This is a genomic window from Actinophytocola sp. KF-1, assembly GCF_054661535.1.
Genome location: NZ_BAAFVK010000009.1, coordinates 234,175 through 250,421, shown reverse-complemented (window position 1 = coordinate 250,421; position 16,247 = coordinate 234,175). Strand labels below are relative to the sequence as shown.

Genomic DNA, 16,247 nt, shown 5'->3' with positions numbered 1-16,247 from the left:
CCGAAGGGAGACGCCGGTGACCCGCCAGCGCATCGAGGACCTGACCGCGTTCGCCGTCCCGGAGGAGCCCGCGCTGTCTCCCGACGGCACGCGCACCGCCTACGTCCTGCGCACCGCGGACGCCGACGGCGACCGCAACACCCGTGCCGTCTGGGTGACCGGCGACGGCGGCGCGCGGCGGCTCACCCGGGGCACCGCGGACAGCGCCCCCGCGTGGTCGCCGGACGGCCGGTCGCTCGCGTTCCTGCGCGCGCAGGACGGTCCCGCGCAGCTCTGGCTGCTCCCCGCCGACGGCGGTGAACCCGAGCGGCTCACCGACCTCCCGCTCGGCGCCGGCGCCCCGCACTGGAGCCCGGACGGCAGGCGGATCGCGTTCGCGGCGCCCGTCGACACCGGGGACGGCACGGAGAACGCGCCGATCGTCAGCGACCGGCTCGGCTACCAGGCCGACGGCGCCGGGTTCCTCGGCACGATCCGCAAGCACCTGCACGTCCTCGACGTCGACAGCCGCGAGACCCGGCAGGTCACCGACGGCGACTGGCACGCGGGCGAACCGGCGTGGTCGCCCGACTCGACCCGCCTCGCGTACGGCGCGGCCACGGCACCCGACGCCGACCTGCGGCCCACCGCGCCGCTGTACGTCCTCGACGTCGCCACCCCGCACACCACGCCGAAGCAGGTGGCCCTGCCCGACGGCATCGCCGCACGCGTCACGTGGGCCGACGAGGACACGTTCCTCGTCGTCGGCATGGCCGGCTCACCCGTCGGCCACGCCCGCCTGCTCAAGGTCAGCGGCGGGACGACGGTCGATCTCACAGCAGGACTCGACCGCAACGTCATGCCCGGCGGCCCCGGCTACCCGGGTGCCGTGCCCCAGCTCGGCGGCGACGGTGTCCTGTTCTGCGTGCGGGACCGCGGTTGCACGCACCTGTACACGGTGGCACTGGACGGTGGCACCCCTCGTCCCGTCGTCGCGGGGGCGGGCCGGGTCGTCGGCGGGCTGTCCGTCGCCGGGGACACCGCCGCCATCCTGCTGACCACGCCGACCTCGTTCGGTGAGATCGTCACCGTCGACCTCACCACCGGTGCCGAGACCGTCCGCACCAGCCACACGGACACCGGCGTCGAGCTGTTCGTCCGCGAGGAACGCGAGTTCACCATCTCCGACGGCACCACCGTGCAGGGCTGGCTCGTCCGTGACCCGGCCACCACCGGGCCCGGCCCGCTGCTGCTCGACATCCACGGCGGCCCGCACAACGCGTGGCACGGCGGCGCCGACGAGGTGCACGTCTACCACCAGGAACTGGCCGCGCTCGGCTGGACCGTGCTGCTGCTCAACCCGAGGGCGAGCGACGGCTACGGCGAGGAGTTCTACACCGCGGGCATCGGCGGGTGGGGCACCGCGGACGCCAAGGACTTCCTGGAGCCGCTCGACCAGCTGGTCGCCGAGGGCGTCGCCGACCCGGCGCGGCTCGCGGTCGCCGGCTACAGCTACGGCGGCTTCATGACCTGCTACCTCACCAGCCGCGACGACCGGTTCGCCGCCGCCGTCGCCGGTGGCGTGGTCGCCGACCTGACCAGCATGGCGGGCACCTCCGACGCGGGCCACGAGCTGGCCGCCTACGAGCTGGGCGCCCTGCCGCACGCCGACCGCGCCCGGTACGCCGGGATGTCGCCGCTCGCGAAGGTCGAGGACGTCCGCACGCCGACGCTGGTGATCCACGGCGCCGCGGACGTGCGGTGCCCGGTCGGGCAGGCCGAGCAGTGGCACACCGCGCTGCGCGAACAGGGCGTGCCGACCCGGCTCGTGCTCTACCCGGGCGCCTCGCACCTGTTCATCCTCGACGGCCCGCCCTCGCACCGGATCGACTTCAACCGCAGGGTCGTCGAGTGGGTCGAGCAGTACGCCGGTGACGCGGCGGGCGCGCGCAGGCCGAAGATCGACGCGGCGCACTGGCAGCGCAGGCTCGTCGCGCTCGCGAAGAAGCACCACGTGCCCGGCGCCGCGCTCGGCATCCTGCGGACCGGCCGCGACGACGAGCTGGTGCGGGCCGCGCACGGGCTGCTCAACGTCGACACCGGCGTCGAGACCACAGTGGACTCGGTGTTCCAGATCGGCTCGATCTCCAAGGTGTGGACCACGACCGTCGTCATGCAGCTCGTCGACGAGGGACTGCTCGACCTCGACGCGCCGGTGTCCGAGGTGCTGCCCGAGCTGACGCTCGCCGACCAGGCGGTGACGGAGAAGGTGACCATGCGGCACCTGCTCACGCACACCAGCGGCATCGACGGCGACGTGTTCACCGACACCGGCCGCGGCGACGACGCCATCGAGAAGTACGTCGCCGCGCTGGCGGACGTCGCGCAGAACCACCCGCTCGGCGCGACCTGGTCGTACTGCAACTCCGGGTTCACCCTCGCCGGCCGCGTGATCGAGAAGCTCACCGGCAAGACCTGGGACGCGGCCATGCGGGAGCGGCTGTTCGCACCGCTGGGCCTCACGCACACCGGCACGTTGCCGGAGGAGGCCATGCTGCACCGCACGGCCGTCGGCCACTCCGGCGAGGAGACCCCCGTCGTCGCGCCCGCGTGGGCGCTGCCGAGGTCCGCCGGACCCGCCGGGCTGATCAACGCGACCGTCCGCGACGTGCTGATGTTCGCGCGGCTGCACCTGACCGGCGGCGTCACGCCGGACGGCACCCGGTTGCTCTCCGAGGAGAGCGCGGCCGCCATGACCTCGCTGCAGGCCGAGCTGCCGGACAAGTACACCCTCGGCGACTCGTGGGGCCTCGGCTGGATCCGGATGGAGTGGGGCGGGCGGCGGCTCGTCGGCCACGACGGCAACACCATCGGCCAGTCCGCGTTCCTGCGCGTGCTGCCGGACGAGGGCCTCGCCGTCACCCTGCTCACCAACGGCGGCAACACCCGCGACTTCTACGCCGACCTGTACCGGGAGATCTTCGCGGAGCTGGCGGACGTCGACATGCCGGAGCCGCTCGCGCCGCCGTCGGCGCCGGTGACCGCCGACATCACGCCGCACCTCGGCCGGTACGAGCGGGCGAGCGTGCTGATGGAGGTGCTGCGGGGCGAGCAGGCGCCGCGCCTGCGCATCACCGCGACCGGCCCGCTGGCGGAGATCCTGCCGGCGGAGGAACGCAACCAGGAGTACGACATGGTCCCGGTCGACGACGACCTGTACCTGGTGCGGGAGAACGAGAACACGATGTGGATCCCGGTCACGTTCTACTCGCTGGACACGGGCGAGCGGTACCTCCACTTCGGTGCGCGCGCGACCCCGAAGGTCGGCTGACGTGCTCGCGGATCTCCTGGCCGATACCGAGGAACTCGTGTGCTGCGAGTCGCCGTCGACCGATCCGGCGGCACTCGCGCGCAGCGCCGACGTGGTGGCGCGGGTGGGCACGCGGCGGCTCGGGGCCGAACCCGAGCGCCTCGGCGTCCACCTGCGCTGGCGGCTCGGCGACGGCCCCGGCCGGGTGCTGCTGCTCGGCCACCACGACACGGTGTGGCCGCTGGGTTCCCTCGCCACCCATCCGTACACAGTGGACGACGGGGTCATGCGCGGGCCGGGTTGCTTCGACATGAAAGCCGGGCTGGCGCTGGCCTTCCAGGTGGCGGCGGGCCGGTCCGGCGTCACCCTGCTGGTGACCGGGGACGAGGAGATCGGGTCGCCGGGGTCGCGTGCCCTGGTCGAGGAGGAGGCCCGCGCGGCAGGCGCGGCGCTGGTGCTGGAGGCGTCGGCGCCCGGCGGTGCGCTCAAGACCGAACGCAAGGGCGTGTCCGTGTACGACGTCGAGGTGACCGGCCGCGCCGCGCACGCGGGGCTGGAACCGGAACGCGGCCACAACGCGACCGTCGAGCTGGCGCACCAGGTGCTGGCCATCGAGGCGCTCGCCGACCCCGTGCTCGGCACGACCGTGACACCCACGCTGATGTCGGCGGGCACCGCGCGGAACACCGTGTCCGCCAAGGGATCCGTGGCCGTGGACGTCCGGGTGCGGACCGCGGCGGAACAGGAGCGGGTCGACGCGGGCATGCGTGCGCTGCGCCCGGTGCTGTACGGCACCCGCGTCGACGTGCGCGGTGGTGCCAACCGGCCGCCGCTCGCCGCGTCGGCGTCGGTGGCGCTGTTCACCCGCGCGGCGCGGATCGCCGCGGAACTGGGGCATCCGCCGCTGGCGGGCGTCGCGGTCGGCGGCGGGTCGGACGGCAACCTCACCGCCGGGGTGGGCACGCCGACCCTCGACGGGCTCGGTGCGGTCGGCGGCGGCGCGCACGCCGACGACGAGCACGTGCTCGTCGCGGAACTCGAACCGAGGGCCGCGCTGCTGTCGGCGCTGCTGGCCGAACTCCTGGCCGTGACAACGAAACCGGCGTCCTCGGCTGGTTCGCCACGACCATGACGAACGACGGCGAGGTCGCGAGCATGGACGCCGTGACCGAAGTGAGCACCGCACCGGCGGACGCGGCGGCCCTGGCCGCCGGGGTGGTCGTCCGCGAGCTGACGACCATCGACGAGTTCACCGCCGTGTGCGGGTTGTTCCAGGAGATCTGGCGGCCGGACCCGGCGAGCCCGCTCGTCACCACCGAACTGCTGCGGGCGCTCACCAAGGCGGGCAACTACCTCGCGGGCGCGTTCGACGCGGGCGGGCTCGTCGGCGCGTGCGTCGGGTTCTTCGGCGCGCCGGCCGACGGCACCATGCACAGCCACATCGCCGGCGTCTCCGTGCGGGCCGAGGGGCGCAGCGTCGGGTACGCCCTCAAGCTGCACCAGCGGGCGTGGGCGCTGCGCCGCGGGGTCACCGAGATCGCGTGGACGTTCGACCCGCTGGTCGCCCGCAACGCGTGGTTCAACCTCGGCAAGCTCGGCGCGCGCGCCACCGAGTACCTGCCGAACTTCTACGGTGGCATGCACGACGTGGTGAACGGCGGCGACGACACCGACCGGCTGCTCGTCCGCTGGAACCTCCACCACCGCGGCGGGTTCACCGGTGTGCCCGGCCACGCGGTGGTGGCGCTCGGCCGCACCGCCGACGGCGCGCCCGAGACCGGTGTCACGGTGGGGGAGGCGCTGCTCGTGGCCGTGCCGCCGGACATCGCGGGCATGCGCGCGGCCGATCCCCCTCGTGCGCGGGAGTGGCGGGTCGCGGTGCGGGACGTGCTCGGCGGGCTGCTCGCCGACGGGTGGCGGATCGCCGGGTTCGACCGCGCGGGCTGGTACGTCGTGACGCGGGAGGGCCGATGAAACTCCAGGGTGTCGAGCTGCGGCGGATCGCGATGCCGCTCGTGGCGCCGTTCCGCACGTCGTTCGGCGTCGAGCACGAGCGGGACGTGCTGCTCCTGCGCGTGGTCACCGACGACGCCGAGGGCTGGGGCGAGTGCGTTGCTCTGACAGACCCGCGGTACTCGTCGGAGTACGTGGCGGCCGCCGCCGACGTGCTCCGGCGGTACCTGATCCCCACGCTGGCCGCGCTCCCGCGCCTCGACGCGCCCGCGGTCGCGCCCGCTCTGCGGCAGTTCCGGGGGCACCGGATGGCGAAGGCCGCGCTGGAGACCGCCGTGCTCGACGCCGAACTGCGTGCGCAGGGCCGGTCGTTCGCCCGCGAGCTGGGCGCGGTCCGCGACCGGGTGCCGTGCGGGGTGTCCGTCGGCATCATGTCCGATCTCGGTGCGCTGCTCGACGCGGTCGGCGGCTACCTCGACGCCGGGTACCTGCGGATCAAGCTCAAGATCCAGCCGGGCTGGGACGTCGAGCCGGTGCGCGCGGTGCGGGAGCGGTTCGGCGACGACGTGCTGCTGCAGGTCGACGCCAACACCGCGTACACCGTCGCCGACGCCCGCCACCTCGCGCGGCTCGACCTGTTCGGCCTGCTGCTGATCGAACAGCCGCTCGACGAGGAGGACGTGCTGGGGCACGCCGTACTGGCGAAGCGGCTCACCACGCCGGTCTGCCTCGACGAGTCGATCACCTCGGCGAAGGCGGCCGCCGACGCGATCACCCTCGGCGCGTGCTCGATCGTCAACGTCAAGCCCGGCCGGGTCGGCGGCTACCTGGAGGCGCGGCGCATCCACGACGTCTGCGCGGCGCACGGCGTGCCGGTGTGGTGCGGCGGGATGCTGGAGACCGGGCTGGGCCGCGCCGCGAACGTGGCGCTCGCCGCGCTCCCCGGCTTCACGCTCCCGGGTGACACGTCCGCGTCCGACCGGTACTACCGCACCGACGTCACCGACCCGTTCGTCCTCGACGACGGGCACCTGCCGGTGCCGACCGGTCCCGGCGTCGGCGTCACCCCGCACCCGGACCGGCTGGCGGCCGTGACCACGTCCACCGAGTGGCTCCCGCTGGCCGACTGAACCTAGGCTGACCTCGATGAACATGCGGCCCCGCGCCAGCCTGCGGCGCGTGCTCGACGACCTCGGCGCGACGCTCCTGGACGTCGTGCACGGCGACGTGGACCGCGTCGGCGAGCTGGGCGGCGTCGTCATCCACGACCCCGTCGACGAACCCGTCCTGCCCAGGCACGCGCTCGTGCTCGGCGTCGGCCTGCGGGACCGCGACGAGATCGTCTCGTTGCTGGACGAACTCGCCAAGCACGAGGCGGCCGGCCTGGTGCTGCGGGCACCGGTGCCGGACCTGGGCGGTGTGCTGCCGGACGTCGCCGTGCTCGCGCTCACCCGGGGCGCGTCGTGGGCGCAGCTCGCCGCGCTGCTGCGGTCGCTGCTCGCCGAGGGCGACGTCGGCGAGCTGGCGGGGGAGACGCTCGGCGGCATGCCGTCCGGCGACCTGTTCGCCCTGGCCAACGCGATCGCCGCGCTGCTGGACGGGCCGGTGACCATCGAGGACCGCAGCTCGCGGGTGCTGGCGTTCTCCGGCAGGCAGGACGAGGCGGACCAGTCGCGGGTCGAGACGGTCCTCGGCAGGCAGGTGCCCGAGCGGTACTCGCAGATCCTGACCGAGCGCGGCGTGTTCCGCGAGCTGTACCGCAGCGAGCGGCCGGTGTACATCGCGCCGTTCCTCGAGGGGCTGGTCGACGTGCCGAGGGTCGCGGTCGCGGTCCGTGCGGGCGACGAGGTCCTCGGCTCGATCTGGGCGGCCGTGCGCGGCCCGCTGGGCGACGAACGCACGCAGGCGCTGCTCGACGCGTCCCGGCTGGTGGCGCTGCACATGCTGCGCATCCGCGCCGGCGCCGACGTGGCGCGGCGGCTGCGGACCGACCTGGTCAGCACCGCGCTGGAGGGTGGGGCGGGTGCGCGCGAGGCGCTGGACCGGCTCGGGCTCGCCGACCAGCCGGTCGTGGTGCTGGCGCTCGCGCTGGTCCAGCCCGCCGACGACGCCGCGCTCGTGGCCGAGCGGCAGCGGCTCTCCGACGCGCTCGCCATGCACCTGGCGGCCGTGCACCCGCGCTGCGCGGCGGCGCTGGTCGGCGATGTCACGTACGGCCTGGTCCCGGGCCGGGACGCGGACGCGGCGGTCCGCATCGCCGGTGACTTCCTCGACCGCGTCGGCGACCGCGGGCAGGCGGTGGCCGCCGTCGGCACGGTCGCCCACGACACTGCGGGCCTCGCCGAGTCGCGGGCGAGCGCCGACCGGGCGCTGCGGGTGTTGCGGGCGGGCGGTGGCCGACGGGTGGCGCGGCTGGAGGACGTGCACACCGAGGCGCTGGTGCTGGAGCTGCGGGACCTGGTGGCGGCGCGGGGCGACCGGCCGAGCGGCCCGGTGGCGCGCCTGCTCGCCTACGACGAGGAACACGGCACGAACCTCGTCGCCACCCTGCGGGCGTGGCTGGACGCGTTCGGCGACGTGATCGCCGCGGCGGCCGCGCTGTACGTGCACCCGAACACGTTCCGGTACCGGCTGCGCAGGCTCGCGGAGGTGGGCGGGCTCGACCTGACCGACCCGGAAGCCCGGTTCGCGGCGATGCTGCAGCTGCGGGTGGTGTCCCCGGTGCGGCCCTGACGTCAGCTGGTGGCGTCGGGCAGCATGCCGGGGCAGCCGGCGGTGTAGTCCGGGTCGTACTCGAAGTGCCAGTACTCGTTGTCGTACCGGCGGCACCACCCGTACCCCTGGCCGTTCTCCGCCACCCACTCCGCGGCGGCCCACGGCTGCACGTCGACGGCGAACCCCTTGACGTGGTGGGACTTCTCGGGCGGCAGCACGTAGTCGGCGGCGAGCTCCTCGGTGCCGAACTTCTCGACGGCCTCGTCGAACTCGCGCTGCTGCTGCGCGTTGCTGCGCTTGCCGTCGTTCACGCAGACCCGCACGCCGTCCCGCTCCGCCGCGGCCCGCAGCTCCCGCCACGCAGCGAGCACGTCGGGCCGCAGACCGTCCGGTTCCTCGTCGACGTACCGCGCGTCGGCCGGGCACTCGGGCCCGGTCTCCGGCCCGGGCACGTCCTCGAGCACCGCGAGCCCCCGCCCGGCGACAATGTCCGTGGCGAGCGGCACCGCGACCACCACCGCCCCGGCCGCCGCCACCACCACCACGGCGACGAGCGCGATGATCCGCCACCTCACGACGGGCCCCCGAACCCGGTGCTCAACCCCGACGACCAGAACGCGAGCAGCACCCAGCCGACCAGCACACCCGCCCCGAACCCCTTCGCGGCGAGGCCGCCGCGGACGAGGAGCCAGACGCCGGCCGCGGCTGCCGCGTACAGGAGCGCGGGCAGCACCACCAGCATCGCCGACGCGGTCATCGGAAGCACGAGGAACGCCACCAGCCCGCCGACGAACAGGCTCGCGACACCGAACGGCACCGAGACGACCGCCGCCACGCCGACCTCGAAGGGCGTGGGCGGCGCGGGCATGGGTCTGTTCCGCACAGTCAGGTGTCCTTTCCCGGGAGATCCGAGAGGTGGACGCCTGACGGGGTGGCCACGTTGCCTGTTGCTTCCCATCGGCCCTGGTGCGGCTTGGGTGGCGGCGTCGCCTTGCAGGGCGCTAGTCGACGAGGACGCTGCGCGCCATCCCGCGCATCGGGTTACACGCGACACCATCTGGGCGAGGATCACCACGGGCGCTGCGTGCTCGGTGTGCGGAGGAGGCCGCCGCAACGCTGTCGCCCGCGGGACTCGCCGCGGGCGACAGCGTTGTGCGCCCGGGGACGCTGTGCGGGAGGCAAGTGGGTCGGGGGCGGCCTCGGCAACGGGGTGGCGTTGCGGTGGTGTGCATGCCCTGCGGGGCTGGCCGGGGTGTTCTGCGTCCGGCCTCCGGAGTGGGCGGCCCGGCGTCGCCTTGCGGGAGGCAGGTCGGCCGGGGCATGCCCTGCGGGGCTGGCCGCGTGCGCTGCGCGCCCGGCCCGCGGAGCGGGTCGCCCGCCGACGCCTTGCGGGTCGCAAACCGGCCAGGGCAGCCCCCGCAACGGGCCGCGCCACCGGGCTGCCCCAAGAACCGGCGACCCCAGGAACCGGCAGCCCCGAGAAACTAGGTCCGCAACTGCGCGATCCGGGCGTCGAGGTTGCGGAAGTGCTCCTCCATGGCGTGCTCGGCCCGCGCCACGTCCCGCTTCCGCAACGCGGTGACGATCGCCCGGTGGCGGCGTGCCGTCAGCACCGGGTTGGGATCGGTCACGCCGAGCCGGTGGTTGACCCGGTGGAACACGTCCCAGAACGCGCGCAGCAGCTGCGTCACGAGCGCGTTGTTCAACGACCGGTACAGGATCTCGTGGAACTCGCGGTCCTCCTCGGCGAACGTGTCGCCCGCCTTGGCGCGCTCGTTCATCCGCCTCGTGACCTCGTCGAGGGCGGCGAGGTCCTCCTCCGGCACGGTCGCGGCGACACGGCGGATGAGCGCGGCCTCGAGGGCCTCGCGGACCTCGAGGATCTCCTCCATGGACCGCAGGTCACGGCCGATGTCGTGCAGTGCGCGGAAGGTCAGCCCGTCGGCGAGCGGGTCGAGCGACAGCCTGCCGACATAGGTGCCGTAGCCGTGGCGGATCTCGACGATGTCGAGCGCCTGCAACGCCTTCAGCGCCTCACGGATGGAGTTGCGGCTCACCCCCAGCGCCTCGACCAGCTCGGTCTCGGTCGGCAGCGGGTCGCCCGAGCGCAGGCCGCGGGCGAGGATGAGCGCGGTGATCTCGTCGCGGATCGCCCTGCTCATCCTCGTGGCCAGTTTGGCCGGGGTGTGCTGCTCTGTCACGGGGACCTCCAACGCGCTACCTTAGAGCAGACCGGCTTCGGCGAGATGCTGCCGCACCGCCGCGCGTTCCGCGTCGTTCAACGGGATCATCGGTGCGCTGGTCGTGCCGCCGGTGATCACGCCGCGGGCCACGAGCCCCTCCTTGAACGCGCCGATGGCCGACGAGTACCGGCCCATGCCGCGCGCGTCGCCGACGTTGATGAGCCGGAACAGCCTGCGCAACCGCAGCTGCTCGGCCTTCGCCGCGGCCCAGTCGCCGCGCCGCGCCGCCTCGTACAGGCGCAGGTAGCCGTGCGGGTCGACGTTGCCGATGCCGGGCACGAGGCCGTGCGCGCCGATGAACAACCCGAGGTCGGCGAGCGTCTCCGAACCCGAGAAGCAGACCAGGTCATCGGTGCGTTCCAGCACGGCGCGCAGGCCGTCGAGGTCGCCGCTGGAGTCCTTCAGCGCGGCGAACGTGCCGTCCTCGGCCAGTTCCAGGACCACGTCGGCAGGCAGCTTGTGGCCGACCGACACCGGGATGTCGTAGGCCACGAGTGGCAGGTCGACCGCGGCGCGGATGGCGCGGAAGTGCCCCGCGAACTCGGCGGGCGCCGTCGGCGCGTAGAAGGGCGCGGTCGCCACCAGTGCGTCCGCGCCCTTCGACGCCTTCGCGTGCTCGACGACGCGCGGGGTGGTGGTGTCGATGATCCCGGCGAGCACCGGCACCTGGCCGGCCGCCACGCCAGCGACCACCTCCAGCGCGCGGTACCGCGTCTCGTCGGGCAGGTAGGCGACCTCACCGGTCGACCCGGTGACGAACAACCCGTGCACGCCCGCCTCGATGAGGAACGCGGCGAGGCGCTCCAGCGAGGGCACGTCGAGTTCGCGTTCCGGGGTCAGTGGCGTGCACACGGGTGGCACCACGCCGTGGAGCTTGGTCAAAGCGTTCTCCCTTGCGGACCGGTGTCGGCTCGGCATACCGTCCGGACGACATCCTACGTCCTATGTCCTATGTCTGGTGAGAGCAGAGAGGATCGTCGTGGAATCAGTCGTGCGGCACCGCCTCGGGCGTTTCGGGTTCGGCGCCGACTACAACCCCGAACAGTGGCCGGAGTCCGTGTGGGACGAGGACATGGCGCTCATGAAGACCGCCGGTGTCTCGATGGTCTCCGTGGGCATCTTCGGCTGGGCGGCCACCGAGCCGGCGCCGGGCGCGTACGACTTCGCGTGGCTGGACCGGGTCATGGACCTGCTGTCCGCCAACGGGATCGGCGCCTGCCTCGCCACCATGACCGCGTCGCCGCCGCCGTGGCTCGCCCACGAGCACCCGGAGACGCTGCCCCGTCGCGCGGACGGGACGGTGCTCTGGCCCGGGGCCAGGCAGCACTACTGCCCGTCCAGCCCGGTCTACCGGGAGCACGCGGCCCGGCTGGTCGAGGCGATCGCCGCCCGGTACGCGGGCCACCCGGCACTCGCCATGTGGCACGTCGGCAACGAGTACGGCTGCCACGTGCCGGAGTGCTTCTGCGACGTCTCCGCAGCGGCGTTCCGGGCCTGGCTCGCCGACCGGTACGGCACCGTGGACGCGCTCAACGACGCGTGGTCCACGACGTTCTGGTCCCAGCGCTACGGCGACTTCGCCGAGATCCAGCCGCCGCGCACGGCACCGACGTTCCTCAACCCCGCGCACGTCCTCGACTACAAGCGGTTCTCCTCGCGCGCACTGCTCGAGTGCTACCTGGCCGAGAAGGAGATCCTGCGCCGCCACACCCCGGACGTGCCCGCGACGACGAACTTCGTCGGCGCGTGGCACCGCGTCGACGTGGCGGACTGGGCGCCGCACCTGGACGTCGTGTCCTACGACTCCTACCCGGACCCGCACGACCGCGACACCGTCGTGCAGGCCGCGTTCACCTACGACCGGATGCGGGCGCTGCACGGCAGGCCGTGGCTGCTGCTGGAACAAGCGCCGAGTGCGGTGAACTGGCGGGCACGCAACGCGCCCAAGGCGCCGGGGGAGATGCGGCTGTGGAGCTACCAGGCGGTGGCGCGTGGCGCGGACGCGGTCATGTACTTCCAGTGGCGGCAGTCCCGCGGTGGCGCGGAGAAGTTCCACTCGGCGATCGTGCCGCACGCGGGTCCGGCACACCGGGTGTTCGAGGAGACCGCCGCGCTGGGCGCCGAACTGGCCCGGCTCGAGCCGGTGCTCGGGTCCGGGGTGGACGCCGACGTGGCGCTCGTGACGGACTGGTCGAGCGGCTGGGCGTTGCAGGGCGCGGCGCTGCCCGCGTCGGACCTCTCGCTCGAGGAGGTGGACCTCGCGCACTACCGTCCACTGTGGAACGCCGGGGTGGCGGTGGACGTGGTCGCGCCGACCGTCGACCTGTCGCGCTACAAGCTCGTGGTGGTGCCGAACCTGTACGCGGTGGACGCCGAGGTGGCGGAGCGGCTCGTCGAGTACGTCCGCGGGGGCGGGCACCTGCTCATGTCGTTCTTCTCCGGCATCGTCGACGGGCACGAGCGGGTGCACCTCGGCGGGTACCCCGGGCCGTTCCGCGAGCTGCTGGGGCTGACGGTCGACGAGTTCTGGCCGCTGCCCGCGGGCGGCAGCGTCGACCTCGGCTCCGGCGGCACCGGGACGCTGTGGTCGGAGTGGATCACCGTGGCGGGCGCCGAGGTGCTGGACACCTTCACCGGGGAGCTGGCCGGCCGCCCGGCGATCACCCGGCACGCGTTCGGCGACGGGGTCGCCACCTACCTGGCGACCCGGCCCGACGCGGCGGCACTGGCGTCGGTCGTGGCCCGCGTGCTCGACGACGCCGGGGTGTCCCCGGTGCTGCCCGGCGCACCGGCCGGGGTCGAGGCGGTCCGCCGCGGTGCGTGGCTGTTCCTGTTGAACCACAACGAGAACGAGGTGACCGTGCCGGTCCCGGCGGGTGCGACCGACGCGCTCACCGGCGAGCCGCTCCAGGGACAGGAGCGGCTCGCCGGGCGCGGAGTGCTGGTCGCCCGCGTCGTGTCCTGAACGGCGCCGTTCCGGACACGACGGCCCGCGCACGAGCGCAGGGCACCGCCCGCCCGGCCCGGACCCCGGCACGGGCCTGCTGCCCGGGAGGTCGGCTCCCGGGCAGCAGGCGGTTCGAGCGGCTCGTGCCGGCATCTCAGTCCAGGCCACGCATCGGCAGCTGCCGGAACGTGATCGTCTCGTAGGTGCCGGACACGCCGGTCTCGTACAGCAACCCGACGGTGGACCCGGTCAGCTGCACGAGGTCGGAGTAGGCGGCGGGCGCCTGGGACACCAGCAGCGCCTGCCGCCACGTCCTGCCGCCGTCGGAGCTGGCGCGGATCGCGAGGTTCCTGCGGGCGGCGGGCTCGGACGGGCCGGAGAACAGCAGCAGGTCGGGCCGCACCGTCTGCAGCACGCTGCCCTGCACCTTCGGCATCGTCAGGCCGGGCTGCGGCGCGTACGGCGCGGCCAGCGTCGAGCCGCCGTCGGTGCTGTACGCGTCGACCCGGTTGCCCGTGGCGCCCTGGTTGCGGCTGTTGAAGTACAGCCGCCCGTCCGGCAGCTGCGCCACCGTCGTCTCGTTCGCCGCGATGCCCGGGTCGGTGCGCTCCTCGCTGAACCCGATCCGCCACGTGCGGCCGCCGTCGTCGCTGATCAGGTCGTGGCCGCCGTAGTACTTCGCCTCGTTGCCGACGTCCGGCGAACCCGCCTGCGGCGCCGACGAGTGGTTCGCGGGCACCACCAGCCTGCCGTTGCGCAGCTCGATCGCGTGGCCCGGGCCGGTGGCGTACCAGCGCCAGTACGGCTTCTTCGCGACGTCGGTGATCTCGCGTTCCGGTGACCACGTGCGGCCGTGGTCGGCCGAGCGCTGCACGAACACGCGGCGGCTGTCCTCCGGCGACACCGTGCCGGACATGATCTCCTTCTCGCTGACCCGCCCGTTGCGCGTGGTCAGCAGCACGATCTCGCCGTTCCGGCGCACGATCGGCGCGGGGTTGCCCGCGGTCGCGTCGCCGTTGTCGGACACCACGGTCAGCGGGCCCCACGTGCAGCCGCCGTCGGCGGACCGCTTCTGCACCACGCGGATCGCGCCACTGTCACCCGCCGACTCCACGCGGCCCTCGGCGAACGCCAGCACGGTGCCGTCCTTCGCCTCGACCACGGCCGGGATGCGGAACGTGTGGTAGCCCTCGGTGCCCGAGGTGAACGGGACGGACGTGCACGTGCCGTCGGTGCCCTTGAGCTTGTCGAGCGGCAACCGCATCACCTGCCCGGCCGGCACGTCCGCGTTGGTCGTGCGGATCGCGTCCAGTTCGGCCGCGGTCAGCGCGCGGCGGTACAGGCGCGGCTCGTCGAGCGTGCCGTCGAACCGCTGCTGGTAGTCCTGCCGCTCGCCGAGGTGGATCTGCCACGCGACCCGCTCGCTGACCGACCCGGCGACGGCCGCCGCGGACGCGACCTCCGTGCCGTCCACGACCAGCCGCAGCGTGCCGTTCGCGCGCTGCAGGGCGAGGTGGTGCCACTGGTTGTCGTTGTAGGCCGACGTCGTGGTGATCTGGGTGGTGCCCTTGGCCGTGGTCATCAGGGCGACCAGGCGCTTGCTCGCGGGTTCGCCACGCAGCCACAGCTGCGGCGCGGTCGAGCCCATGCCGCCCAGCCAGGCGAGCGCGTGCGAGCCGCTGGTGGCGCCGTAGCGGAACCACGTGGTGAACGTCAGGTCGCCGTCGCCGGGCAGCTGCGCGCTGTCGTACGGGACGCGCAGGTAGTCGTCGACGCCGTCGAGGTCGATGCCGCCGCCGAACCTGCCGCCGGTGAGCGTGGCGCCGCCGAGTGCGTACGCGTCGGCCTTCGACGACGACGTGTCCGGCGTGGTCGGGCCGACGGGGGCGCGGCCGCCCAGGTGGTCCTCGGTGAAGCGGGCGAAGCGGATCTCGTCGCGGGCGTCGACCGGGCCGCCCTCGTACAGCAGGCCGATCTCGGCGTTGCGCTCACGGGTGGAGCTGATCTGCACCATGTCCGAGTAGCCGGACCAGTCGGACGTGATCCTCCTGCCCTGCTCGGCGCTCTCCCAGGTGCGGGCGCCGTCCCACGACGAGCGGATCATCATCCAGCGGCGCCGGTCGGTGTCGGACGGCGACGAGAACAGCGTGCGGTCCGGCCCGGGCCGGTCGAGGTGCAGCACCGCGCCCTGCACGGTCGGCGTCACGAGGTCCGGGATCGTGGTCCACGGTGTCGAGAAGGTGTTCCCGCCGTCGCGGCTGACCGCGTACGACCGGTTGCCGACCGCGGTGCCGCCCTGGTCGCGGGCACCGGCGTACACCGACCCGTCGGCCAGCTCGGTGACCGTGATCTCCTGCGGCTTCTGGGTGAACGTGCCGCCCTTGGGGAAGTCGATGCGGCCGGTCGCGCCGACGTGCCAGGTGCGGCCGTGGTCGTCGCTGTAGACGAGCGCGGCGTCGTTGGCGTAGGCAGCGGTGCCGTCGCTGGCCTCACCGCTGATGCCGAACACGAGCCTGCCCGCGTGGCGGCCCTTGGTGAGCTGGATGCCGTGCACCGGGCCGGTGGCCACCCACCAGTCCCACTCGGGCTTCGTGACCTGCGCGCTCACGTCCACCGGCGCCGACCAGGTGGCGCCGTCGTCGTCGCTGTACTGCAGGTGCGGGGTCCGCGCACACGGCGTGTCGCACGGGCCGGCGTCGTCGCGGCCCGCGTTGTACGTGGTGAACAGGAAGATCCGACCGGTGACGCGGTCGACGACCGGCACCGGGTTGCCGTGCGTGTCACCGGCGCCCTCGTTGACCAGCTGCAGCGGCGACCAGGTGCGGCCGCCGTCGGTGCTGCGCTTGAGGACCACGTCGATGTCGCCGGTGTCGCCGCAGTTGTCGACGCGGCCCTCGGCGAACGCGAGCAGCGTGTTCTTCTTCGACTTGACGATCGCGGGGATGCGGAAGCAGGAGTAGCCCTGCTCCTCGGCCGCCTTGAACAGCGTCTGCTGCTCGAACGCGGGTGCCGGGGCCTGGGGTTCCGCGGACACGGACTGCGTCAGGCCTGCCGCGAGGGCGACGGATAAGAGACCGGTCAGAAGTGCTTTCACTACTCA

Annotated in this window: 11 protein-coding genes; 6 read left to right on the top strand and 5 right to left on the bottom strand. The window is 73.7% G+C overall.

Annotation, left to right across the window (positions count from 1 at the left end; translation table 11 throughout):
* Window positions 1-16: 16 nt before the first annotated feature.
* The 5 genes from ACYQ77_RS27290 to ACYQ77_RS27270 are packed head-to-tail and all read left to right on the top strand — an operon-like array spanning window position 17 to window position 7,975.
* Window positions 17-3,310, top strand: coding sequence for a serine hydrolase (locus ACYQ77_RS27290; protein ID WP_459716191.1), 3,294 nt, complete (start codon window positions 17-19; stop codon window positions 3,308-3,310).
* A 1-nt stretch (window position 3,311) separates the two neighbouring features.
* On the top strand, window positions 3,312-4,421 hold the full coding sequence (locus ACYQ77_RS27285) for a M20 family metallopeptidase (protein ID WP_459716190.1): 1,110 nt from the start codon (window positions 3,312-3,314) through the stop codon (window positions 4,419-4,421).
* Entirely contained in the window at window positions 4,418-5,263 is an 846-nt protein-coding gene (locus ACYQ77_RS27280; protein WP_459716188.1) for a GNAT family N-acetyltransferase, read from the top strand. Before ACYQ77_RS27285 ends, ACYQ77_RS27280 begins: the two co-directional genes overlap by 4 nt.
* The gene (menC, locus tag ACYQ77_RS27275; RefSeq protein WP_459716186.1) at window positions 5,260-6,372 is read left to right on the top strand and encodes an o-succinylbenzoate synthase; all 1,113 of its coding nucleotides are present in this window, start codon (window positions 5,260-5,262) and stop codon (window positions 6,370-6,372) included. The genes ACYQ77_RS27280 and menC overlap by 4 nt, the downstream gene beginning before the upstream one ends.
* Window positions 6,373-6,388: 16 nt before the next feature.
* Window positions 6,389-7,975, top strand: coding sequence for a PucR family transcriptional regulator (locus tag ACYQ77_RS27270; protein WP_459716184.1), 1,587 nt, complete (start codon window positions 6,389-6,391; stop codon window positions 7,973-7,975).
* 2 nt (window positions 7,976-7,977) lie between these two features.
* Here ACYQ77_RS27270 and ACYQ77_RS27265 read toward each other — a convergent pair whose 3' ends face one another.
* From ACYQ77_RS27265 to ACYQ77_RS27250, 4 genes are all read right to left on the bottom strand, one after another.
* Entirely contained in the window at window positions 7,978-8,532 is a 555-nt protein-coding gene (locus tag ACYQ77_RS27265) for a D-alanyl-D-alanine carboxypeptidase family protein (RefSeq protein WP_459716182.1), read from the bottom strand.
* Window positions 8,529-8,840 carry a hypothetical protein gene (locus ACYQ77_RS27260; RefSeq protein WP_459716181.1) on the bottom strand — a complete coding sequence of 104 codons (312 nt, stop codon included), beginning with the start codon at window positions 8,838-8,840 and terminating at the stop codon, window positions 8,529-8,531. Before ACYQ77_RS27260 ends, ACYQ77_RS27265 begins: the two co-directional genes overlap by 4 nt.
* 601 nt (window positions 8,841-9,441) lie before the next feature.
* Entirely contained in the window at window positions 9,442-10,158 is a 717-nt protein-coding gene (locus ACYQ77_RS27255; protein WP_459716179.1) for a FadR/GntR family transcriptional regulator, read from the bottom strand.
* A 21-nt stretch (window positions 10,159-10,179) separates the two neighbouring features.
* Window positions 10,180-11,082, bottom strand: coding sequence for a dihydrodipicolinate synthase family protein (locus ACYQ77_RS27250; RefSeq protein ID WP_459716178.1), 903 nt, complete (start codon window positions 11,080-11,082; stop codon window positions 10,180-10,182).
* Between the two features lie 97 nt (window positions 11,083-11,179).
* Here ACYQ77_RS27250 and ACYQ77_RS27245 point away from each other — a divergent pair, with 97 nt between their 5' ends.
* Window positions 11,180-13,165: a beta-galactosidase gene (locus ACYQ77_RS27245; protein ID WP_459716176.1), complete on the top strand. Its 1,986-nt coding sequence runs from the start codon at window positions 11,180-11,182 to the stop codon at window positions 13,163-13,165.
* A 136-nt stretch (window positions 13,166-13,301) separates the two neighbouring features.
* Here the strand turns inward: ACYQ77_RS27245 and ACYQ77_RS27240 are convergent, their stop codons facing one another.
* Entirely contained in the window at window positions 13,302-16,241 is a 2,940-nt protein-coding gene (locus ACYQ77_RS27240; protein ID WP_459716175.1) for an exo-alpha-sialidase, read from the bottom strand.
* Window positions 16,242-16,247 lie beyond the last annotated feature (6 nt).